This window comes from Micromonospora sp. WMMC241 (genome assembly GCF_027460165.1).
Classification (GTDB): Bacteria; Actinomycetota; Actinomycetes; order Mycobacteriales; family Micromonosporaceae; genus Micromonospora; species Micromonospora humi.
In genome coordinates this window covers 5493212-5515726 of the sequence record NZ_JAPZBF010000001.1, presented here as the reverse complement: position 1 = coordinate 5515726, position 22515 = coordinate 5493212, and the positions used below count along the sequence as shown (strand labels likewise).

Sequence of the window (22515 nt, the reverse complement as noted above, 5' to 3'; positions counted from 1 at the left end):
GGTCTACAGCCGGGACCACGCCTCGGTGAGCACGGCCCGAAGGATCTGCTCGATCTCGTCGAACTGCTGCTGCTCGGCGATCAGCGGCGGGGCGAGTTGCACCACCGGGTCGCCCCGGTCGTCGGCCCGGCAGTAGAGCCCGGCGGCGAAGAGCGCGGTGGAGAGGAAGCCGCGCAGCAGCCGCTCGGACTCCGCCTCGTCGAACGTCTCCCGGGTCGCCTTGTCCTTGACCAGCTCGATGCCGTAGAAGTAGCCGTCGCCGCGCACGTCGCCGACGATCGGCAGGTCGTTCAGCTTCTCCAGGGTGGACCGGAACGCGTCCTCGTTGGCCCGGACGTGACCGACCAGGTCCTCGCGCGCGAAGACCTCCAGGTTGGCCAGGGCCACCGCGCAGGAGACCGGGTGCCCGCCGAACGTCACGCCGTGGGCGAACATGCCGGTCTCGGTGAGGAACGGCTCCATCAGCCGGTCGCTGGCGATCATCGCGCCGAGCGGGGCGTAGCCGGAGGTGATGCCCTTGGCGGTGGTGATGATGTCCGGCTGGTAGCCGTAGCGGGCGGCGCCGAAGTATTCGCCGAGCCGGCCCCAGGAGCAGATCACCTCGTCGCTGACCAGCAGCACGTCGTACGCGTCGCAGATCTCGCGGACCCGCGCGAAGTAGCCGGGCGGCGGGGGGAAGCAGCCGCCGGAGTTCTGCACCGGCTCCAGGAACACCGCGGCGACCGTGTCCGGCCCCTCCCGCTCGATCGCCCGGCCGATCTCCTCGGCGGCCCACCTGCCGAACGCCTCGGCGTCGTCGCCGTGCTCCGGCGCCCGGTAGAAGTTGGTGTTCGGCACCTTGATCCCGCCGGGCACCAGCGGCTCGAAGTCGCTCTTGATGCCGGGCAGCCCGGTGATCGACAGCGCGCCCATCGAGGTGCCGTGGTACGCGATGTAGCGGCTGACCACCTTGTGCTTGTTGGGCTGGCCGGTGCGCTTGAAGTAGGCCCGGGCCAGCTTCCACGCCGCCTCGACGGCCTCCGAGCCGCCGGTGGTGAAGAAGATCCGGTTCAGGTCGCCCGGGGTGAGCGCGGCGATCCGCTCGGCCAACTCGACAGCGGTCGGGTGGGCGTAGGACCAGAGCGGGAAGTACGCCAACTCGCCGGCCTGCTTCGCGGCGGCCTCGGCCAGCTCGGTCCGGCCGTGGCCGGCGTTGACCACGAAGAGCCCGGCGAGCCCGTCCAGGTAGCGGCGGCCCTGCGCGTCCCAGACGTACGCGCCCTCGCCCCGCACGATGGTCGGGACCTCGCCGGCGGAGTAGCTGGCCATCCGGGTGAAGTGCATCCAGAGGTGGTCGGTGACGTTGGCCATGTCAGCCCCATCGGGTCGCGGGCCGGTCCGGGGTGACACCGGCCGCTCTGCCCACGGTTATCCCACAGCCGATGCCGAAATGGCAAGTGAGTGAGTGTTCACGCGACGAATTCAGCGACACCTGTTGGCATCAGCGACGGATTTCGCGGCCCCGAGGTGGCCGGCAACCTGCCCGGCCGGGTGCTGGTGCGCGACAGCAAGGACCGCGCCGGCGGCACGCTCCGCTTCACCCCGACCGCTTGGCGGGCCTTCGTCGGCCACGCCCCGGCTCAGGCGGTGCCCCAGCTGTAGGTCTGCTTGCGCAGCTTCAGGTAGACGAACGCCTCGGTGGAGAGCACCCCGGGCACCCCGCGCAGCTTCTGCAGGATCTCCAGCAGGTGCGCGTCGTTGCGGCAGACCACCTCGGCCAGCAGGTCGAACGAGCCGGCGGTGATCACCACGTAGTCGATCTCGTCGAACTCGGCCAGCCGGTCGGCCACCGGTTCCAGGTCGCCGTCGGTGCGCAGCCCGATCATGGCCTGGCGGGGGAAGCCGAGCTGGAGCGGATCGGTCACCGCGACGATCTGCATCACCCCGGCGTCGAGCAGGCGCTGCACCCGCTGGCGTACCGCCGCCTCGGAGAGCCCGACCGCCTTGCCGATGCTCGCGTACGGTCGGCGGCCGTCCTCCTGGAGCTGCTCGATGATCTGCTTGGCCACGTCGTCGAGTAGAGCGTGGTTGGAGCCTTCACGCACAGTGACCCGACGGTTGCCGTTGCCGTTCTCCGACTGCCGGTTGGCCATCGCCCGCTCCCCATGTCCGATTCTCTGTGCTGAGCGTAATGCCCTGGCGCAGTCTGGCGTATTTCGTGGCGCTTAGCTATTCCGGCAACGGAATCCCTTGTGATAGAGGGTTTCTCATGTCAGGATCAGTGCCCCATCGCCACTGACCTCCCGCCGGCGAGCCACCCCCGTCCCGCCGCCGACGATGCCCCCAAGGAGTCGTCACATGCGTAGTCCCCTCCGGACGCTCACCCGGCGTGGTCTGCTCACCGGGACCGTCGGCTCGGCCGCGCTGCTCGCCACCGCGGGCACGCTCGCCGGCTGCGGCACCAAGGGCGCCCAGCAGACCGAAGCCGGATGCAGGAGCGACGACCTGTCCGCCACCGAGAAGAAGCTGGCGTTCTCGAACTGGCCGCAGTACATGGACACCGACGAGAAGAACGCCGCCAAGCGCCCCACGTTGGACGCCTTCGTCGCCGCCTCCGGCATCCAGGTGACCTACACCGAGGACGTCAACGACAACAACGAGTTCTTCGGCAAGGTGCAGAACCAGCTCGCCGGCTGTCAGAGCACCGGCCGGGACATCATGGTGCTCACCGACTGGATGGCCGCCCGGATGATCCGGCTCGGCTGGGTCCAGAAGCTGGACAAGGCGAAGATTCCCAACGTCGAGGCGAACCTGCTGCCGTCGCTGCGCGGCCGTTCCTTCGACAAGGACACCCAGCTCGCCGTCCCCTGGCAGTCCGGTCTGGCCGGTCTGGCCTACAACGCCAAGGTGACCAAGGAGATCCGCACCGTCGACGAGCTGCTCACCCGCGCCGACCTCAAGGGCAAGGTGACAGTGCTGTCGGAGATGCGCGACACCATGGGCCTGCTGCTCCAGGCCGGCGGACACGACCCGGCGAACTTCACAGCGGCCCAGTTCGACGACGCGTTGAACAAGCTCAGGAAGGCCGTGGACAGCAAGCAGATCCGGCGCTTCACCGGCAACGACTACGCTCCCGACCTGGCCAAGGGCGACATCGCCGCGTGCATCGGCTGGTCCGGCGATGTGATCCAGCTCGGCTTCGAGGATGCGAAGATCAAATTCGTGGTGCCCGAGTCCGGCGTCATGCTCTGGTCGGACAACATGCTCGTGCCGAACAAGGCCACCCACCGGGCCAACGCCGAGGCGTTGATGAACCACTACTACGACCCGGCGGTGGCCGCGAAGCTGGCCGCGTTCGTCAACTACATCTGCCCGGTGCAGGGCGCGCAGGCCGAGATGGAGAAGATCGACCCGGACCTGGCGGCAAACCCGCTGATCTTCCCGGACGACGCGATCCTGGCGAAGTCGAAGGTCTTCATGGCGCTGGACGAGCAGCGCGAGAAGGAGTACGAGACCAAGTTCCAGCAGGTCATCGGGGCGTGAGGCAGATGGCGCAGGAAACACCGGCCGGCGATCTGCGACTGGCCGACGTCACCAAGCGGTTCGGCGTCTTCACCGCCGTCGACGACCTCAGCCTCACCGTCCCGCAGGGCTCGTTCTTCGCCCTGCTCGGCGCGTCCGGCTGCGGCAAGACCACCACGCTGCGGATGATCGCCGGGCTGGAGGCGCCCACCAGCGGACGGGTGCTGCTCGGCGACCGGGACATCACCGCGCTCCGGCCGTACAAGCGGCCGGTCAACACCGTGTTCCAGAGCTACGCGCTCTTCCCGCACCTCGACATCCACGAGAACGTGGCCTTCGGGCTGCGCCGCCGCGGCATCCGCAAGGTGGGCGACCAGGTCGAGCGGATGCTCGCGCTGGTCCAGCTCGACGGGTACGGCCGGCGCCGGCCGGCCCAGCTCTCCGGCGGCCAGCAGCAACGCGTGGCGCTGGCCCGGGCGCTCATCAACCACCCGCAGATGCTGCTGCTCGACGAGCCGCTCGGCGCGCTCGACCTGAAGTTGCGCCGGCAGATGCAGATCGAGCTGAAGCGGATCCAGGCCGAGGTCGGCATCACCTTCCTGCACGTCACGCACGACCAGGAAGAGGCCATGTGGATGGCCGACACGGTCGCGGTCATGAACGCCGGCCGGATCGAGCAGCTAGGCGCGCCCGCCGACATCTACGAGTACCCGGCCAGCCCGTTCGTGGCCAACTTCCTGGGCCAGTCCAACCTCATCGAGGCCGAGGTCAGCGGCCACGACGCGGACGACCTGCTGGTCACCGGCCACGGCAACCGGTTCGCCACCCCGCTCGGCCGGGCCCGGTCCCGGCGGGGCCCGGTCTGGCTCGGCGTCCGGCCGGAGAAGCTGCACCTGGTCGCCGACCGCACCGAGGTCCCGGACGGCCGCAACGCGGTCAGTGGCGTGCTGACCGACATCTGCTACGCCGGCGTGAGCACCGAGTTCCTGCTCCGCACCGCCTGGGGGCAGGAGATGTCGGTGTTCACCGCGAACAACGACCCGGACGCCCGGCTGGTGCCCGGCGCCGAGGTCACCGCGCACTGGCATCCGCGGCACTCCTTCGTCCTGCCCCGCGACGACTCCGCCCGCGACGACGTCGACGGCAGCGCCACCCGACCCGGTACCACCGGCGGCGGCCGGGCGGACGGCGGCCCGGCGGACGGTGGTGTCGGCGCGCCACCGCAGCGTCTGGAAGCCGCGACATGACGGCGCTGGCCCACCTCGGCGGGGCGTCGCCTACCACGCCTGCCCCGCCCGCGCCCGACCGGAGGTGGCGACACCGCCTCCTGCCGTACCTGCTGCTGCTGCCGGGCGCGGCCTGGCTTCTGGTCTTCTTCGCGCTGCCGCTGCTCCAACTCGCCGCCGCCAGCCTCTACGACCCGGCCGGCTCGCTCTCCACCGGGTACGCGATGACCTGGGCGGTCGGCAACTACCCGGACGCGCTGCAGGCGTACTGGCCGCAGTTCCTCCGGTCCTTCCTCTACTCGGCGATCGCACTGGTGCTCGCGCTGCTGATGGGCTACCCGCTGGCGTACGCGATCGCGCAGAAGGCCGGCCGGTGGAAGAACCTGCTGCTGGTGGCCGTGGTCGCACCGATGTTCACCAGCTTCCTGGTACGCACGCTGGCCTGGAAGACGATCCTGTCGGACAACGGCGCGCTGGTCGGGCTGCTGCGTGACGTGCACCTGCTCGGCCCCGACGGTCGGCTGCTGGCCACCCCGGTCGCGGTGGTGCTCGGCCTGACGTACAACTTCCTGCCGTTCCTGGTGCTGCCGCTGTATGCGAGCCTGGAGCGGCTCGATCCCCGGCTGCTGGAGGCGGCGAGCGACCTCTACGCGAACCCGCTGCGCGCGTTCGGCAGGGTCACCCTGCCGCTGTCGATGCCCGGCCTGATCGCCGGCACGCTGCTCTTCTTCATCCCGGCCACCGGCGACTACATCAACGCCGAACTGCTCGGCACCCCGAACGAGTACATGATCGGCAACGTCATCGACTCGGCGTTCCTGGTCCGGCTCGACTACCCGCAGGGCGCGGCGCTGTCGTTCCTGCTGATGGCCGCGATCCTGGCGATCGTCTTCACCTACCTGCGCCGGGCCGGCACGGAGGAGGTGCTGTGAAACTCAGGCGCTGGCTCGCCGACCGGTGGGTGATGGGCGTGGCCCTGCTCGTCCTCGGCTATCTCACGCTGCCGATCCTGGTGGTCGCCGGGCTCTCCTTCAACCGGCCCTCCAGTCGGCTGTCCTACGACTTCAACGAGTTCACCCTGGACAACTGGGCCCGCCCCTGCGCCACCGCCGACATGTGCGACGCGGTGGTACGCAGCATGGAGATCGGCCTGATCGCCACCGTGGTCTCCACAGTGCTCGGCACGCTGATGGCCTTCGCGCTGGTCCGGTACGGCTTCCGCGGGCGCTCCGGGATCAACGGCCTGATCTTCCTGCCGATGGCCACCCCGGAACTGGTGATGGGCACCTCGCTGCTCGCCCTCTTCGTCGCCGCCGGGGTGCCGCAGGGCTTCTGGACCATCGTCATCGCGCACGTGATGTTCTGCGTGTCGTTCGTGGTGGTCACCGTCAAGGCCCGGCTCGCCGGCATGGACCGGCGGCTGGAGGAGGCCGCCATGGACCTGTACGCCAGCGAGTGGCAGACGTTCCGCCGGATCACGCTGCCGCTGGTGCTGCCCGGCATCGTGGCCGCCTCGCTGCTCGCCTTCTCGCTCAGCTTCGACGACTTCATCATCACCAACTTCAACGCCGGCACCACCGTCACGTTCCCGATGTACGTCTGGGGTGCCGCCCAGCGGGGCATCCCGCCGCAGGTCAACGTCATCGGCACGGCCATGTTCGTCATCGCGCTGCTGCTGGTCGGGGCCAGCTCGCTGCGCGGCAGGCGAGCCCGCCGGGCCGCGCTCGCGGTGCTCGCCACCCCGGCGGGGAAGCCATGACGCTCCCGCATACCGGCCGGGCGCTGGCCGACGCCGCGCCCGTCCCGTACTGGCTGGACCGGCCGGACCGCCCCGATCCGCTGCCGCCGCTGACCGGGGCGCACAACGCCGACCTGCTGGTGGTAGGCGGCGGCTACGCCGGGCTGTGGACCGCGTTGCTGGCCAAGGAGGCCGACCCGGACCGCGACGTGCTCCTGGTCGACGCCGGCACCTGCGGCTGGGCCGCCTCCGGGCGCAACGGCGGGTTCTGCGCCGCCTCACTCACCCACGGGCTGGCCAACGGCGTCGAACGGTTCCCCGCCGAGATCGTCGAGCTGGAACGGCTCGGCCGGGAGAACCTGGACGCCATCGCCGCGACGGTGGCGCGGCACGGCATCGACTGCGAATTCGAGCGCACCGGGGAGCTGGCGGTGGCGGTCGAGCCGTACCAGCTCGACGGGCTCGCCGCCGACGCCGACCTGGGCCGCCGGTACGGCCGCGACGTGCGGCTGCTCGACCGCGACGAGGTACGCGCCGAGGTGGCCTCGCCGACGTACCTCGGTGGGATGTGGGATCGGGACCGGACGGCGCTGCTCGACCCGGCGAAGCTCGCCTGGGGGCTGCGCCGGGCCGCGCTCGGCCTGGGCGTGCGGATCCACGAGCACACCCGCGTCACCGGGCTGGCCGCCGACGGCGCCGCGCTGCGCGCCACCACGGCCGGCGGCGCGGACGCCGCACCCGGCGCGGTGCGGGCCGCCCGGGTGGCGCTCGCCACCAACGCGTTCCCGCCGCTGCTGCGCCGGCTGCGCGCCTGGACCGTGCCGGTCTACGACTACGCGCTGATGACCGAGCCGCTGAGCCCGGCGCAGCGGGACGCGATCGGCTGGCGCCGCCGGCAGGGGCTGGCGGACACCGGCAACCAGTTCCACTACTACCGGCTCACCGCCGACGACCGGATCCTGTTCGGCGGCTACGACGCGGTCTACCACTACGGCAACCGGGTGGCCCCGGCGCTGGAGCGGCGCGACGCCACGTTTCGCACCCTCGCCGCGCACTTCTTCACCACGTTCCCGCAGCTGGAAGGGCTGCGGTTCAGTCACCGCTGGGGCGGGGTTATCGACACGTGCACCCGGTTCTGCGCGTTCTTCGGCACCGCACACTCCGGTCGGCTGGCGTACGCGGCCGGGTACACCGGGCTCGGCGTCGGGGCCACCCGGTTCGCCGCGCGCGTCACGCTCGACCTGCTCGCCGGCGCGGACACCCCGCTGACCCGGCTCGACCTGGTGCGCCGCAAGCCGCTGCCGTTCCCGCCGGAGCCGTTCCGGGCCGCCGGCATCAACCTCACCCGCTGGTCGCTCGCCCGCGCCGACGCGCGGGACGGGCGGCGCAACCTCTGGCTCCGTACTCTCGACCGCTCTGGACTGGGGTTCGACTCCTGATGCGTATCCTGCTCGTCGGCGCCGGTGGCGTCGGCTCCGCCGCCGTATCCATCGCCGCCCGCCGTACCTTCTTCGAGATCATGGTGGTCGCCGACCACGACCCGGCGCGCGCCGCCCGGGCGGTCGCCGGTCACGGCGACCGGTTCGTCGCCGCCACCGTCGACGCGTCCTCCGCCGACGCGGTCACCGCGCTCTGCCGGGAACACCGGATCACGCACGTGCTCAACGCGGTCGACCCGCGCTTCGTCCTGCCGATCTTCGACGGCGCGTTCGCCGCCGGGGCCGACTACCTCGACATGGCGATGTCGCTGTCCCGGCCGCACCCCGAGCGTCCCTACGCCGAGCCCGGTGTCAAGCTCGGCGACGAGCAGTTCGCCGTCGCCGACCGCTGGGCCGACGCCGGCCGCCTCGCGCTCTGCGGCATCGGCGTCGAACCGGGCCTGTCCGACGTGTTCGCCCGCTACGCCGCCGACGAGCTGTTCGCCGAGATCGACGAGATCGGGGTACGCGACGGCGCGAACCTCACCGTCGCCGGCCACGAGTTCGCGCCCTCGTTCTCCATCTGGACCACCATCGAGGAGTGCCTCAACCCGCCGGTGATCTGGGAGGCCGACCGCGGCTGGTTCACCACCGAACCGTTCAGCGAGCCGGAGGTCTTCGACTTCCCGGCCGGCATCGGCCCGGTCGAGTGCGTCAACGTGGAACACGAGGAGGTGCTGCTCATCCCGCGCTGGGTCTCGGCGCGACGGGTCACCTTCAAGTACGGCCTCGGCGCGGAGTTCATCGAGGTGCTGCGCACCCTGCACAAGCTCGGCCTGGACTCCACCGACCCGGTGCGGGTGCGCGGCGTCGACGTGTCGCCGCGCGACCTGGTGGCCGCCGCGCTGCCCGACCCGGCCACGCTCGGCGACCGGATGAGCGGCAAGACCTGTGCCGGCACGTACGTCACCGGCACCGGGCCGGACGGCCGGCCCCGCCGGGTCTACCTCTACCACGTGGTCGACAACGAGTGGTCGATGGCCGAGTACGGCCACCAGGCGGTGGTGTGGCAGACCGCGGTCAACCCGGTCGTCGCGCTGGAACTGCTGGCCACCGGCGCCTGGTCCGGCGCGGGTGTGCTCGGCCCCGAGGCGTTCCCGCCGACGCCCTTCCTCGACCTGCTCACCGGCTACGGTTCCCCCTGGGGGATGGAGGAGCGATGACCCGGTACGGCCCGATGTACGGCCCCGACGTGACGTTCCTCGGCGTGCCGCCGTGCACGGTCGAGGAGCCGGTCACCTACGCCGACGCCGACGTGGTGGTCATCGGCGCGCCGTTCGACGGCGGCACCTCGCACCGGCCCGGCACCCGATTCGGCCCGTCCGCCATCCGGCAGGCGTGCTACCTCCCGCACGACGGCTCCCGGCCGTCGCTGGCGCTGCGCGTGGACGCGCTGAAGGACCTCTGCGTCTACGACGCCGGGGACGTGGAGATGTTCGGCGGCGACATCGAACGCTCGCTGGCCGCCCTGGAGACCGCCGTGCACGCGGTCGCCGCCGCCGGCGCGATCCCGGTGGTGCTCGGCGGCGACCACTCCATCGCACTGCCGGACGCCACCGGCGTGGCCCGGCACCACGGGCTGGGCCGGGTGTCGCTGGTGCACTTCGACGCGCACGCCGACACCGGGGACGTCGAGTTCGGCTCGCTGCACGGGCACGGCCAGCCGATGCGCCGGCTCATCGAGTCCGGGGCGGTACGCGGCGACCGCTTCCTCCAGATCGGCCTGCGCGGCTACTGGCCCGGCCCGGACACGCTGGCCTGGATGGCCGAGCAGCGGATGCGCTCGTACGAGATGACCGAGATCGTGGCCCGGGGCCTGGACACCTGCCTCACCGAGGCGTTCGGCATCGCGACCGACGAGTGCGAGGGCGTCTTCCTCTCCGTCGACGTGGACGTGGTCGACCCCGGCATGGCCCCCGGCACCGGCACCCCCGAGCCGGGCGGGCTGACCTCCCGCGAGCTGCTCGACGCGGTCCGCCGGGTCTGCTACGAGCTGCCGGTGGTCGGCCTGGACGTGGTCGAGGTCGCCCCGCCCTACGACCACGCCGACATCACCGCCTACCTCGGCAACCGCGTGGTCCTGGAAGCCCTGTCCGCGATCGCCCGCCGCCGCCGAGACGCCTCCTCAGGAGCCCGTTGGGACCCCACCCAGCCCCTCCTCGACGCCCGCTGATCCTCCCTCCCCCCTCCTCGTTGATCTTGCAGTTTATGCCCCGACATTCCGGCCCTTCGGGACAAAACGGGGGCACCAACTGCAAGATCGCGGGAAGGGCGAGACGGGTCTAGCACGCGTGGGGTCGGGGTGGGGGGTTGTGCACAAAGAAGGGGTTGTCCACAGGGGGGAGCGGTGGGGGACGACGGGGAATGCTCGGGGGCGGGATGGTGGGCGCATGTCTGCCGAGTTGTGGCGCACCCGGGAACTGGTCCGCGCGCTCACCGTCAAGCGGGTACGGACGCAGGTCGAGCGGGAGGAGCTGATCCGGGTCCGGCGTGGGGTCTACGCGCCGACGCGCTGCGACGACGAGGACGAGCTGCGGGCGCTCCTGCGGTGCCTTCCCGCCGGCGCCATGCTCGCCATGCAGTCCGCGGCCCGCCGCCACGGATTCGGCGTGCTCCGGGAGGCCGCGGTGCACGTGCAGGTGCCGCCGCACGTCGCCAAGCCCCGGCTACCCGGTCTGGTCGTCCACCACTCCGTGCTGCCGGTCCGGCCGGTGACCGTTGGCGGCCTGCCCTGCGTACCCGCCGCCCAGTGCGCGGTCGACCTGGCCCGACGCGCCCGGCGGATGGACGCCCTCCCGGTGCTCGACGCCGCGCTCCGCTCGGAAGCCGTGACGGTCGACGACCTCAGGGAGGAGTTGCCTCTGCATCGGGCCCTGCGCGGTGTGCGGCAGGCACGCGACCTCGTGCCGCGAGCCGACGGCCGGTCCGAGTGCCGCCAGGAGAGTCAGTTGCGGTTGCTCCTGCTCGACGGCGGACTGCCCGCTCCGGAGCCGCAGATGTGGATCCATGACCGGTACGGCGTTCCGCGCTTCCGCACCGATCTCGGTTATCGCGAGCGACGGGTGGGGGTGGAGTACGACGGACTGTCCCACCTCGACCGCGACCGCATGCGGTACGACCGCGACCGGATCAACTGGTTGGACGCGAACGGATGGCGGATGCGCTACTTCACCGACCGCGACCTCTACCGCCGCCCCTCCCACATCCTCACCACCCTCCGCGCGGCCCTGACCCGCTGACCCCGCCCCGACTCGCCGCGATCTTGCACTTCCTGCCCCGGCATAAGCGACCTAACAGACTAGTCGCGGGCCCAAAGTGCAAGATCGCCGGCGGGGTGGGGCGGGGCGGGGTGGGGTTAGGGGTTGGGGCAGGAGGGGCGCAGGCGGACGGGCTCGGTGGTTTCGGTGAGGGAGTTGGGCTCCACGACCAGGCGGGCGGTGGTCGTGGCGGAGCCGGGGCGGAACGTGCCGGCGTCGGCGGGGATGGTGGCGGTCCAGGTGCCGGCGGTGCGGTCGTCGGTGCACGCGCCGATCACACCGAACCCGAAGCCGGTGACCGAGGCGCGCCGCACCCGCTGAGTCAGGTGAACCTCGACGTACGCCAGGCCGCGCTCGTCGCCGCACGCGAACCGACCGCCGACGGTGGCGGTGCGGGCGCGGGCGTCGGCGACGCCGAACCGGTCGACCGAGATCGCCGGGGCCGAGGCCGCCGAGGTTGTCGAGGTCGCCGGGGCGGCGACGGCGGGGCCCGACGCGAGCCCGAGCGTGGCGACGGTGGTGGCCGTGGCGAGGGCGGCGGCGAGCAGGGACGGGCGGACCGGGTGCATGCGCGGCTCCTGTCGGGCGGTGGTGGGAGGCTGCTCCGATGTGGACGGTGTCAGCTTCCCACCGTCGCGACGACCGTGAGCTGCAAGATCTTGGACAGGTCAGCGGGCGAGTTGGGAGCGGATGAGGAAGCGCACGCCCTCCGGGGCCTCCAGCGAGAAGCCGCTGCCCCGCCCGGGCACCACGTCGACGGTGAGCCGGGTGTGCTGCCACAGGTCCCACTGGGCCTTCGACATCCAGAACTCGACAGGTTCGGGCACGCCGTCCACCGCCAGCGAGGCGAGCAGCACGTCCGAGCCGCCGGTGCGGAACTCGCCGGCCGGGTAGCACATCGGGGCGCTGCCGTCGCAGCAGCCGCCGGACTGGTGGAACATCAGCGGGCCGTGCTGCCCCCGCAGCGACCGGATCAGGCTGGCCGCCGCGGGGGTCAGGGTCACCGGGGCACCCATCAGAAGAAGCCCAGCTTCTTCGGGGAGTAGCTGACCAGCAGGTTCTTGGTCTGCTGGTAGTGCTCCAGCATCATCTTGTGGTTCTCCCGGCCGATGCCGGACTGCTTGTAGCCGCCGAACGCGGCGTGCGCCGGGTAGGCGTGGTAGCAGTTCGTCCAGACCCGGCCGGCCTGGATCGCCCGCCCGGCCCGGTACGCGGTGTTCAGGTCCCGGGTCCACACGCCGGCGCCGAGCCCGTAGAGCGTGTCGTTGGCGATCTTGACGGCGTCGTCCAGGTCGGCGAAGGAGGTCACCGACACCACCGGCCCGAAGATCTCCTCCTGGAAGATCCGCATCGAGTTGTCGCCCTCGAAGATGGTCGGCTGGACGTAGTAGCCGCCGGACAGCTCGCCGCCGAGATCCGCCCGCTCACCGCCGGTGAGCACCTTCGCGCCCTCCTGCCGCCCGATGTCCAGGTAGGACAGGATCTTCTCCAGTTGGTCGTTGGATGCCTGCGCGCCGACCATCGTGTCGGTGTCCAGCGGGTGTCCCTGCGTGATCTTCCTGGTCCGGTCCACGGCGGCGGCCAGGAAGTCGGAGTAGTGGCCCTGCTGGATGAGCGCCCGGGACGGGCAGGTGCACACCTCGCCCTGGTTGAGGGCGAACATGGTGAAGCCTTCGAGCGCCTTGTCGAGGAAGTCGTCGGAGGCGGCGCTGACGTCGTCGAAGAACAGGTTCGGGCTCTTGCCGCCCAGCTCCAGCGTGACCGGTTTGATGTTCTCGCTGGCGTACTGCATGATCAGCCGCCCGGTGGTGGTCTCGCCGGTGAACGCCACCTTGGCCACCCGCGGCGAGGACGCCAGTGGCTTGCCGGCCTCCACGCCGAAGCCGTTGACCACGTTCAGCACGCCCGGCGGCAGCAGGTCGCCGATCAGCGAGAGCAGGTAGTGGATCGAGGCCGGCGTCTGCTCGGCCGGCTTCAGCACCACCGCGTTGCCGGCGGCGAGCGCCGGGGCGAGCTTCCAGACCGCCATCAGGATCGGGAAGTTCCACGGGATGATCTGCCCGACCACGCCCAGCGGCTCGTGGAAGTGGTAGGCCACGGTGTCGTCGTCGATCTCACCGAGCGAGCCCTCCTGGGCCCGTACCGCGCCGGCGAAGTAGCGGAAGTGGTCGATCGCGAGCGGGATGTCGGCGGCCAGCGTCTCGCGTACCGGCTTGCCGTTCTCCCACGTCTCGGCGATCGCGAGGGACTCCAGGTTGTCCTGCATCCGGTCGGCGATCCGGTTGAGGATCAGCGAACGCTCGGCGACCGAGGTGCGACCCCACGCGTCGGCCGCGCCGTGCGCCGCGTCGAGCGCCCGCTCCACGTCCTCGGCGGTGCCTCGGGCCACCTCGCAGAAGGTCTGCCCGGTCACCGGGGTGGGGTTCTCGAAGTACTTCCCACCGTGCGGCTTCACGTACTCGCCGCCGATCCAGTGGTCGTAGCGGGACTGCCAGTGGGTGGGGGCGTCGTAGCGCGTCATGGGTACCTCCGCCGTCCGTGAGGGGATGGCGGCAGACGCTAGTTTCCGCGACGTTGCAGCAACGTTGCGCGCGGCAGCGCGTACTCCTCGGCGAGCTGGCGGGCCCGTGCCACCGCGAGCGGCCGGCGGGGCGCGCCCGGCGGCAACGCCCGGGCCAGCGCCTCCCAGGCGGTCAGGTCGTCGGTGCCGGCGGGCGTCGCGGTCCAGGCCGCGAGCAGGCCCGGGTCCGCGCTCGCCAGCACGGCCGCGCGGAGCTGGCCGTCGACCAGGCGGCGCAGTCGCGTCACTCCCGGCGCGTCGGAGGCGGGCAGCAGGGGCCCGGGGTACGCGCGCAGCGCCCCCGCCGGGTCGCCGCGCTCCAGCAGTTCGGTGACGGTGCGGAAGTCGGCGCGCACCGGCCCGCGCAGCCGGTAGGGGCGGGAGTCGAGCAACTCCCCGCCGAGCGCGCGGCGCAGCCGGGACAGCTCGGCGCGCACCGTGACCGGGTGCAGCCGGTCGTCGCCGTAGAGGTCGAGGCCGAGCTGTTCCCCGGTGCGCCCCTCCGGATGGTCGACGAGCAGCACCAGCAGCTCGCTGTGTCGCCGCCCGAGCCGGACGCGCCGGCCACCGACGCGCAGCTCCGCCTCGTCCCGGCCGAGCGCGGCCACGTGCGGCACGTCCGGCGCGGTGGGCGTCGCGCCGGCCAGGAACGCCTCGGCGGCGCGCGCGGTGGCCCGGACCAGCGCGAGGCTCTGCGGGTTGGCCAGGTGGTCGCCGCCGGTGATGTCGACGGCGCCGAGCAGCAGGCCGGTGACCGGGTCGTGGATCGGGGCGGCGGCGCAGGTCCAGCGCTGCACCGGCCGGACGAAGTGCTCGGTGGCGAAGATCTGCACGCTGTGGTCGACGGCCAACGCGGTGCCCGGCGCGTTGGTGCCGACGTGCGCCTCGTCCCACCGGGCGCCCGGCACGAAGTTCATCCGCTCGGCGTGCCGGAGCACGCCCGGATGACCCTCCACCCAGAGCAGCCGCCCGCCCGCGTCGCAGACCGCCATCAGGTGCGCGCCGTCCTGCGCGATGCCGCCGAGCAGGTCGCGGAAGAGCGGCAGCACCCGGGCCAGCGGGTGCGCGGCACGGTAGCTGTGCAGCGCGTCGTCGGTGAGGTCGACGGGCGCGGTGGCCTCCGGGTCGAGCCGGGCGGAGCGTTCCCAGGACCGGCGGACCACGTCCCGGACCCGGCCGGTGGCGGCGCCGGCGGTGAGGAACGCCTCGTGGGCGGCACCGACCTGCGCGATCCGCTCCGCCGGATCCGCGCCGAACTCCAAAGCGAGCCACGGGTCAGCCACCAACCGACCTCCTCCCACCATGGTAGGGGCAAAGGAGGGGCCCCCGCTCGACGCATTCGGTAGAGGCGGGGCCCCCGCTCGACACCCGCCGCGGTGAACGGCTGGGGCCTGCCGTCCGTATCAGGCGTCGAGGACACCGACGACGGGAGTGAACGTGAGGGTGCAGCGTAAGCACGTGCTGGCGGCGACCGTGGCGGTAGCCGCCGTCGGGGTGGTCTCGGTGGGCACCGGGATGGGTTTCGCCGAGACCGCGCCGACCGGACGGTCGGTCTGCGCCGGGTCGGTGACCTTCTCGGCCGAGGGCGGCGCGCCGGCGGCGACCAGCGACCGGTTCCCGGCGGGCACCCGGCTGCGGGTGACGAACCTGGACAACGACAAGGCGACAACGGTGACAGTGGTCGGCCCGTCGGGCAGTTGCGTGCTGCTCAACGCCGCCGCCATGGACCTGGTCCGGGAGCCGGGCAAGAACGTCATCCGGCGCAACGTGGTGGAACGCCTCGACGGCGCCGCGCCGGCGCCCGGCGGCGCGCAGCCAGTCGAGACCCGGCCGGGCAACGCCCAGCCGATCGGCGGCAGCGTCTGCACCGGCTCGATCACGTTCTCCGCCGAGGCCGGGGCGCCGGCCGCCACCAGCGGGCAGTTCCCGGTCGGCACCCGGCTGCGGGTGACGAACCTGGACAACAACAAGGCGACCACCGTGACCGTGGTCGGGCCGTCCGGCAGTTGCGTGCTGCTCAACGTCGCGGCCATGGACGCCATCCGTGAACCGGGCAAGAACGTGGTCCGCCGCAACGTCGTGCAGCTGCTGCGCTGAGCAGGGGTGGAACACCACGGGCGAAACCTGGGGGGATCTACGCCCGTGGTGTTCCACGATCAGGGGGCCGACACCTGCCGGCCGAAGGCGGCCTCGAGGATGTCGAGGCCCCGGCCCAACTCGCTGTCGGAGATCACCAGCGGGGGCAGGAAACGCAGCACGTTGCCGTAGGTGCCGCAGGTCAGGGTGAGCAGCCCGGCCGCGTGGCAGGCCGCCGAGAGCGCCGCCGTGGCCACCGGATCGGGGACGATCCCGCCCGGCTGCACGATCTCCACGGCGAGCATCGCGCCCCGGCCGCGTACCTCGGCGACCCGCGGGTCACCGGCGGCGATCGTGCGCAGCCGCTCGCCCATCGCCGCGCCGATCCGCCGCGCGGCGGCCGGCAGGTCCAACTCGTGCATGGTGGCCATCGCCGCGAGCGCGGCGGCGCAGGCGACCGGGTTGCCGCCGTACGTGCCGCCGAGGCCGCCGACGTGCACGGCGTCCATCAGCTCGGCCCGCCCGGTCACCGCCGCCAGCGGCAGCCCGCCGGCCATCCCCTTGGCCAGCGTGACCAGGTCGGGCTCCACACCCTCGTGCGAGCAGGCGAACCAGTCGCCGGTGCGGCAGAAGCCGGTCTGGATCTCGTCGGCGACGAAGACCGCCCCGGCCGCCGTCGCCCACTCGCGCAACGCCGGCAGGAACCCCTCCGCGGGTACGACGAAGCCGCCCTCGCCCTGGATCGGCTCGATCAGCAGCGCGGCCACGTTCTCCGCGCCCACCTGCTTCTCGATCATCTCGATCGACCGGGCCGCGGCGGTCGCCCCGTCGAGCCCGCCGTCGCGCAGCGGGTACGACATCGGCACCCGGTAGACCTCACCGGCGAACGGCCCGAACCGGTGCTTGTACGGCATGTTCTTCGCGGTCAACGCCATGGTCAGGTTGGTCCGGCCGTGGTAGGCGTGGTCGAACACCACCACCGCCGGCCGCCCGGTGGCGTGCCGGGCGATCTTGATCGCGTTCTCCACCGCCTCGGCGCCGGAGTTGAACAACGCCGACCGCTTCTCGAAGCCACCGGGCGTCACCGCGTTGAGCTGCTCGCAGACCGCCACGTACGACTCGTAGGGCGCGACCATGAAGCAGGTGTGGGTGAACCGCTCGACCTGGGCGCGGACCGCCTCGACCACCTTCGGGGCGGAGTTGCCCACGTTGGTGACCGCGATGCCGGCCGCGAAGTCGATCCACTCCCGGCCGTCCACGTCGGTGAGCGTGCCACCGCTCGCGTGGTCGACGTACGCGTCGACGACGCTGCCCACCCCCCGGGCCACCGCCGACCCGCGCCGCTTGCGCAGCTCCTCGCTGGACGCCATGGGGCTCAGCCTTCTTTCGTTCGCGACTGCGGGGCTCGCAGAACCGGCTCACTCCTCGCGCTCACCAGGCCTTCTTTCGTTCGCGACTGCGGGGCTCGCAGAACCGGCTCACTCCTCGCGCTCACCAGGCCGTCTTTCGTTCGCGACTGCGGGGCTCGCAAGACCGGCTCACTCCTCGCGCTCACGTCAGCCCTCGATGTTGTGCATGACGTGCTTGACCCGGGTGTAGTCCTCCAGGCTGTAGACCGACAGGTCCTTGCCGTGGCCGGAGTGCTTGAAGCCGCCGTGCGGCATCTCCGAGACGAACGGGATGTGCGTGTTGACCCAGACGCAGCCGAAGTCGAGCCGGCGGGTCATCCGCATGGCCCGGCCGTGGTCGCGGGTCCAGACCGACGCGGACAGGCCGTACTCGACGCCGTTGGCCCAGCGCACCGCCTCGTCCTCGGCGGAGAACCGCTGCACGGTGATCACCGGTCCGAACACCTCGTCCTGGATGATCTCGTCGGCCTGCCGGACGCCGGAGACCACGGTCGGGGCGTAGAAGAAGCCGCGCTCGCCGACCCGGGACCCGCCCGTCGTCACGTCCGCGTGGTCGGGCAGGCGGTCCACGAAGCCGCTGACCCGGGCGAGCTGGTTGGCGTTGTTCAGCGGGCCGTAGAGCACGTCCGCGTCGTCCGGGCCGCCGGTGCGGGTGTTGCGCGCCTGCTCGGTGAGCGCGGCGACGAAGTCGTCGTGGATGCCCGGGCCGGTCAGCACCCGGGTCGCGGCGGTGCAGTCCTGGCCCGCGTTGAAGTAGCCGCCGACCGCGATCGCCTCGGCCGCCGCCGCGACGTCCGCGTCGTCGAAGATCACCACCGGTGCCTTGCCGCCCAGCTCCAGGTGGGTCCGCTTCAGGTCCGGCGCCGCCGCGGCCGCGACCTCCATGCCCGCGCGGGTCGAGCCGGTGATCGACACCAGCTGCGGCGTCGGGTGGGAGACCAGGGTACGACCGGTGTCGCGGTCGCCGCAGACCACGTTGAACACGCCCGGCGGCAGGTGCTCGGCGGCGATCTCGGCCAGCAGCAACGTCGACACCGGCGTGGTGTCCGACGGCTTCAACACCACCGCGTTGCCGGCCGCGAGCGCCGGGGCGATCTTCCAGACCGCCATCATCAGCGGATAGTTCCAGGGCGTCACCTGCGCGCAGACGCCGATCGGCTCCCGCCGCACGTACGACGTGTGGCCGGCCAGGTACTCCCCGGCCGAACGCCCCTCCAGCAGGCGCGCCGCGCCGGCGAAGAAGCGCAGCTCGTCCACGGCCGGCGGCAGCTCCTCGTCGGTGGTGAGCTGCCGGGGCTTGCCGGTGTTGCGCACCTCCGCGTCGACCAGCTCGGCGGCCCGCGACTCCACCGCGTCCGCGAACTTCAACATCGCCCGCTGCCGCTCCGCCGGAGTCGCGTCCCGCCAGCTCTCGAACGCGGTGGCGGCGGCCGTCATCGCCGCGTCCACGTCCGCCGGCCCGGACACCGGCGCCCGGGCGAAGACCTCGCCGGTGCACGGGTCGACCAGATCGGCGTAGCCGCCGTCCACCGGGTCGACGTACTCGCCGTTGACGAAGTTGCGCAGCTGCTGCTGGTCGCTCATGTCAAGTCTCCGAGAGGGTGGCCGGGAGGAAGGTCAGCGGAGGTTCTCGCAATCTAACTGCCATCTTGGCTACTGAATTCGAGGCAGACAAGGGTTTGGGCAACTGTTTCCGCGTGAGCATCTCTGGTCTACGCTGCCGGACGTGGAGCCGAGAGCCTTCTATGTCGCCGGCCGCCCCGCCCACGGCGATCAAGAGTTGACCGTCACCCACCCGTACGACGGGCAGGCGGTGGGGCGTACCACGCTCGCCACGACCGACCAGGTCGAAGCGGCCGTCGCGGGCGCCGCCCGGGTGGCTGCGGCGGCCGCGGCCCTGCCCGCGCACGCCCGCGCGGCGGCCCTGGACCACGTCACCCGACGGCTCGCCGAACGCGCCGCCGAGATCGCGGCGCTGATCACCGCCGAGAACGGCAAGCCCATCAAGTGGGCGAAGGCCGAGGTCGGACGCGCCGTCTCGGTGTTCCGCTGGGCCGCCGAAGAGGCCCGCCGCTTCTCCGGCGACCTGCAACGCCTCGACACCGACCCGGCCGCGACCGGACGGATCGCCCTGGTCCGGCGGGTGCCGCGCGGGCCGGTGCTCGGCATCACCCCGTTCAACTTCCCGCTCAACCTGGTCGCCCACAAGGTCGCCCCGGCGCTCGCCGTCGGCGCCCCGATCGTGGTCAAGCCGGCCCCGGCCACCCCGCTCACCGCGCTGCTGCTCGGCGAGATCCTCGCCGAGACCGACCTGCCCGAGGGCATGTTCTCGGTGCTGCCGCTGCCCAACGAGCGCGCCGCCGACCTGGTCGCCGACCCGCGGCTGCCGGTGGTGTCGTTCACCGGCTCCGGGCCGGTCGGCGCCGCCATCCGCCGGACCGCCCACGACAAGCACGTCACCCTGGAACTGGGCGGAAACGCGGCGGCGGTGATCTGCGCCGACTGGTCGTCGGACGAGGACCTGACCTTCGCCGCGCAGCGCATCGCCACGTTCTCCAACTACCAGGCCGGGCAGTCATGCATCGCCGTGCAGCGGGTCCACGTGCACGAACGGCTCTACGACCGCTTCCTGCCCCGGCTCGTCGCCGCCGTCGGGGAACTGCACACCGGCGACCCCCGCGACGAGTCGACGGACGTCGGGCCGCTCGTGTCCGTCGAGGCGGCGCGGCGCGTCGAGACCTGGGTCGACGAGGCGGTCGCCGCCGGGGCCACCGTCGAGGTGGGCGGCCGGCGCGACGGCGCCACCCATCCACCCACCGTGCTCAGCGGAGTGCCCGCCGACGCCAAGGTCAGCACCGAGGAGGTGTTCGGGCCGGTGCTCGTGGTCGCCCCGGTCGCGGACGACCGGGCCGCGTTCGCCGCGGTCAACGACTCCGCGTACGGGCTGCAGGCCGGCGTCTTCACCCACCGGCTCGACGTGGCGTTCGCCGCCGCCCGCACGCTGGAGGTCGGCGGCGTGATCGTCGGCGACGTGCCGTCCTACCGGGCCGACCAGATGCCGTACGGCGGGGTGAAGGGGTCGGGGGTGGGGCGGGAAGGGCTGCGCAGCGCCATGGACGACTACACCGAGCAGCGGGTCACGGTGCTCACCGGGATCGAACTGTAGGTCACCAGGTGCCGTCGTCGCGGACCCGGGCGGGGGCGCGACCGAGCAGCAGGGTGGTGAGGGCGGCGTCGATGTCGGCGCCGAGGAACCACTCGCCGGCCTGGTCGAGGGCGAAGACCCGACCGTGCTCGTCGACCGCGAGGATGCTCTCCTGACGTTCGCTGCCCAGCGGGAAGAGGCGGACGCCGAGGACCGCGCCGAAGTCGGCGAGGGTGTCGGCGGTGTGCGCGGCGCGCAGCGGATTCGTGGTGAACCGACTGATCCACACCTGCTCCCCGGGGCCGCGACGTCGGCTGAGGACGGCCGGGAACGCGGTGAGCGCCGCCTCGGCGGCCGGGAAGACCTCGTGTCGGTGGTGTTGCCCCGTGATCTCCTTCGTCTCGGCGATCGCACCCAGCGCGAGGGCCTCGTTGAACATGCTGACCTGCCAGCCGCCGTCCGTGAGCGCGAGAGCCACGTCGTCGGGGAGCCGTCCAGGTTGGACGACGTCCCGTGGCTCCGGGCGCCATTCCTCGACGAAGGCCAGATCGGACCAGGGTAGGGCCGCGAACCGCACCAGGAACCTGACGCACGAGTCGCAGGGAAGTTCGCCCGGTCCGGCGGTCGGGTCGCCGGGCTCGCGGATCCGAAAGAACTCGATCCGGCCGGTGCCCAACAGCTCGCGGGCCTCCTCGTAGGTGAGCGGCGGAAGCCCCTCCGCCGCACGGCGGTGGTCGTGCTCGTGCAGGGCGTCGGAAACGACGATCATCTCGGCGTGCCGGTCGCCGCCCCGGACCAGGTGGCCGGCGGGTAGCTCGTCCAGGTAGGACCGGACGAGCGGGTGGTGGCGCAGCTCGACGTCGCCCTTGGCGCCCTGTGCCACGTGCAGTCGCCCGTCGAGGGTGAGGTGAGCGGCGGCACCGGGGGTGGGCAGCCGGGTCAGCTCGCGGAGCAACTGCGCGGCCGGGTCGACGGTGCGGGGGGCGCGCGGATCGGCCGGGCGGCGTTGCCGGTACATCTCCTCCACCGCGCCCGCCGGGACCCGGGGCCAGGTGGACACCTCGCCGGTCTCCTTGTCGATGACAGTGGTCGGCAGGTCGCCGGGCAGGGCCCGGGACTCGGTGGCCACGGTGGACACGATCACGTAGCCCAGGTCGAACTCCTCGACCACAGGCGTGCAGGGGAAACCGAGGCGGTCGGAGTCCCGCCGGGCCCACACGGAGGCGATCTGCTCGGCCTGCTGTCGCTCGATCACCACCTGAAATTACCGGACCCCATGGATTTCGTGGCACCCGGTATGGTCGGCCCTACCCACGGTGACGGAAGGGGAGCGGCGGTGGCCGAGAGTGCGGACCGGGATGCGAACCGTGCACTACGCGCGCGATTCGACGAGGTGTACGGCCAATACCAGCGCCTGCGGTCCGGCCTGGACGAACTGCAGACCAGGCTGGCCGAGCTACGGGTGACCGAGCGCTCCGACGACGGTCAGGTCACCGCGGTGGTCGGGGCGCGGGGCGAGCTGATCAGCGTCGAGGTCAGCCCGGCCGTGTTCCACGACCGCGATGCCCGGGCGCTGAGCCGGAAGATAACCGAAACCGTGCTGCGGGCCAACGCCGCCGCGGGCACCGCCACCCGTGAGCTGGTCTCCGGCTATCTGCCGCCCGGCTCGCCGTCGGTCGAGTTCCTGCGTACCCATGACTTCGGCGCGTTGCTGGGCCGGGCCGACGCCGTCGCGTCGCGCGGCGAGTGACCGATGGCCGGGGGAGAGATCTGGCTGGACCCGGAGCGCGCCCGGCGCGGCGGCGCCGACCTGGCCGCGACCGGCCGGGCGGTGAACGCGGCGCGACGGGAGACCGGTGACCCGATCGCCGCGGCCGGCGCGCAACGGCCGTGGGGGCGCGACGACATCGGCGCCGCGTTCGACAAGCACTACCAGGGTTACGCCGAGACGCTGCTGCGGGCCTGGGAGCTGCTCGGCCGGTCGCTCGAAGGGATCGGCTCCGACGTGGTCCGCTCGGTCACCGCGACCGTGGAGACAGACCTGGGCAATGCCCGTGACCTCGGGCAGATCCCGCACCAACGGCACAATCCGCATCGGCCCTGGCGCTGACCACCGGAGGATCCG

At 72.1% G+C, this 22515-nt stretch carries 21 protein-coding genes and 1 pseudogene; 13 read left to right on the top strand and 9 right to left on the bottom strand.

The annotated features are described in order from the left end of the window. Positions 1-3: 3 nt before the first annotated feature. Complete coding sequence (locus O7598_RS24895; protein ID WP_269693692.1) at positions 4-1350, bottom strand: aspartate aminotransferase family protein; 1347 nt, start codon at positions 1348-1350, stop codon at positions 4-6. A 153-nt stretch (positions 1351-1503) separates the two neighbouring features. Here O7598_RS24895 and O7598_RS24890 point away from each other — a divergent pair. Beyond that, positions 1504-1641 (top strand): annotated as a pseudogene (locus tag O7598_RS24890) (DUF397 domain-containing protein); the annotation flags it as partial. On the opposite strand, the gene O7598_RS24885 reads toward O7598_RS24890, so the two are convergent. Continuing rightward, on the bottom strand, positions 1620-2132 hold the full coding sequence (locus tag O7598_RS24885) for an Lrp/AsnC family transcriptional regulator (RefSeq protein ID WP_269693691.1): 513 nt from the start codon (positions 2130-2132) through the stop codon (positions 1620-1622). The pseudogene O7598_RS24890 and the gene O7598_RS24885 overlap by 22 nt on opposite strands. Positions 2133-2337: 205 nt before the next feature. Here O7598_RS24885 and O7598_RS24880 point away from each other — a divergent pair, with 205 nt between their 5' ends. The 8 genes from O7598_RS24880 (at position 2338) to O7598_RS24845 (ending at position 11182) form a co-directional block, all read left to right on the top strand. Continuing rightward, positions 2338-3522: a polyamine ABC transporter substrate-binding protein gene (locus O7598_RS24880; protein WP_269693690.1), complete on the top strand. Its 1185-nt coding sequence runs from the start codon at positions 2338-2340 to the stop codon at positions 3520-3522. Positions 3523-3527: 5 nt separating this feature from the next. After that, positions 3528-4748 (top strand): ABC transporter ATP-binding protein, encoded by a 1221-nt coding sequence (locus O7598_RS24875; protein ID WP_269693689.1) that lies wholly within the window; start codon positions 3528-3530, stop codon positions 4746-4748. Continuing rightward, positions 4745-5659 carry an ABC transporter permease gene (locus O7598_RS24870; RefSeq protein WP_269693688.1) on the top strand — a complete coding sequence of 305 codons (915 nt, stop codon included), beginning with the start codon at positions 4745-4747 and terminating at the stop codon, positions 5657-5659. Before O7598_RS24875 ends, O7598_RS24870 begins: the two co-directional genes overlap by 4 nt. Continuing rightward, the gene (locus O7598_RS24865; protein WP_269693687.1) at positions 5656-6486 is read left to right on the top strand and encodes an ABC transporter permease; all 831 of its coding nucleotides are present in this window, start codon (positions 5656-5658) and stop codon (positions 6484-6486) included. The genes O7598_RS24870 and O7598_RS24865 overlap by 4 nt, the downstream gene beginning before the upstream one ends. Next, entirely contained in the window at positions 6483-7904 is a 1422-nt protein-coding gene (locus O7598_RS24860; RefSeq protein ID WP_269693686.1) for an NAD(P)/FAD-dependent oxidoreductase, read from the top strand. Before O7598_RS24865 ends, O7598_RS24860 begins: the two co-directional genes overlap by 4 nt. Then, entirely contained in the window at positions 7904-9106 is a 1203-nt protein-coding gene (locus tag O7598_RS24855) for a saccharopine dehydrogenase family protein (protein WP_269693685.1), read from the top strand. Before O7598_RS24860 ends, O7598_RS24855 begins: the two co-directional genes overlap by 1 nt. Next, the gene (speB, locus tag O7598_RS24850; protein WP_269693684.1) at positions 9103-10116 is read left to right on the top strand and encodes an agmatinase; all 1014 of its coding nucleotides are present in this window, start codon (positions 9103-9105) and stop codon (positions 10114-10116) included. Before O7598_RS24855 ends, speB begins: the two co-directional genes overlap by 4 nt. Positions 10117-10333: 217 nt before the next feature. Beyond that, positions 10334-11182: a hypothetical protein gene (locus tag O7598_RS24845; RefSeq protein ID WP_269693683.1), complete on the top strand. Its 849-nt coding sequence runs from the start codon at positions 10334-10336 to the stop codon at positions 11180-11182. A 116-nt stretch (positions 11183-11298) separates the two neighbouring features. Here O7598_RS24845 and O7598_RS24840 read toward each other — a convergent pair whose 3' ends face one another. The 4 genes from O7598_RS24840 to O7598_RS24825 form a co-directional block, all read right to left on the bottom strand. Continuing rightward, positions 11299-11769 carry a hypothetical protein gene (locus O7598_RS24840; protein WP_269693682.1) on the bottom strand — a complete coding sequence of 157 codons (471 nt, stop codon included), beginning with the start codon at positions 11767-11769 and terminating at the stop codon, positions 11299-11301. Between the two features lie 99 nt (positions 11770-11868). Further along, complete coding sequence (locus tag O7598_RS24835) at positions 11869-12216, bottom strand: DUF779 domain-containing protein (protein WP_269693681.1); 348 nt, start codon at positions 12214-12216, stop codon at positions 11869-11871. Continuing rightward, positions 12216-13721: an aldehyde dehydrogenase gene (gene adh / locus O7598_RS24830; RefSeq protein WP_269693680.1), complete on the bottom strand. Its 1506-nt coding sequence runs from the start codon at positions 13719-13721 to the stop codon at positions 12216-12218. The genes O7598_RS24835 and adh overlap by 1 nt, the downstream gene beginning before the upstream one ends. A gap of 38 nt (positions 13722-13759) precedes the next feature. Beyond that, positions 13760-15043 carry a transcriptional regulator gene (locus O7598_RS24825; protein ID WP_269693679.1) on the bottom strand — a complete coding sequence of 428 codons (1284 nt, stop codon included), beginning with the start codon at positions 15041-15043 and terminating at the stop codon, positions 13760-13762. Positions 15044-15197: 154 nt separating this feature from the next. Here O7598_RS24825 and O7598_RS24820 point away from each other — a divergent pair, with 154 nt between their 5' ends. After that, positions 15198-15857 (top strand): hypothetical protein, encoded by a 660-nt coding sequence (locus O7598_RS24820; RefSeq protein WP_269693678.1) that lies wholly within the window; start codon positions 15198-15200, stop codon positions 15855-15857. A 59-nt stretch (positions 15858-15916) separates the two neighbouring features. Here the strand turns inward: O7598_RS24820 and gabT are convergent, their stop codons facing one another. Together gabT and O7598_RS24810 are read right to left on the bottom strand one after the other, a co-directional pair. Next, a complete protein-coding gene (gene gabT / locus O7598_RS24815) occupies positions 15917-17206 on the bottom strand; it encodes a 4-aminobutyrate--2-oxoglutarate transaminase (protein WP_269693677.1) in 1290 nt (429 codons plus the stop codon). Positions 17207-17392: 186 nt separating this feature from the next. Beyond that, positions 17393-18829 carry a gamma-aminobutyraldehyde dehydrogenase gene (locus O7598_RS24810; protein WP_269693676.1) on the bottom strand — a complete coding sequence of 479 codons (1437 nt, stop codon included), beginning with the start codon at positions 18827-18829 and terminating at the stop codon, positions 17393-17395. 142 nt (positions 18830-18971) lie between these two features. Here O7598_RS24810 and O7598_RS24805 point away from each other — a divergent pair, with 142 nt between their 5' ends. Then, positions 18972-20411, top strand: coding sequence for an aldehyde dehydrogenase family protein (locus tag O7598_RS24805; protein ID WP_269693675.1), 1440 nt, complete (start codon positions 18972-18974; stop codon positions 20409-20411). A 1-nt stretch (position 20412) separates the two neighbouring features. On the opposite strand, the gene O7598_RS24800 is transcribed toward O7598_RS24805, so the two are convergent. Then, positions 20413-21648, bottom strand: a complete 1236-nt coding sequence (locus O7598_RS24800; protein WP_442929891.1) for an SUKH-3 domain-containing protein — start codon at positions 21646-21648, stop codon at positions 20413-20415. 78 nt (positions 21649-21726) lie between these two features. Here O7598_RS24800 and O7598_RS24795 point away from each other — a divergent pair, with 78 nt between their 5' ends. Both O7598_RS24795 and O7598_RS24790 read left to right on the top strand, forming a co-directional pair. Next, a complete protein-coding gene (locus O7598_RS24795; RefSeq protein WP_269693673.1) occupies positions 21727-22140 on the top strand; it encodes a YbaB/EbfC family nucleoid-associated protein in 414 nt (137 codons plus the stop codon). A 3-nt stretch (positions 22141-22143) separates the two neighbouring features. Continuing rightward, positions 22144-22500, top strand: coding sequence for a hypothetical protein (locus O7598_RS24790; protein ID WP_269693672.1), 357 nt, complete (start codon positions 22144-22146; stop codon positions 22498-22500). Positions 22501-22515: the final 15 nt, after the last annotated feature.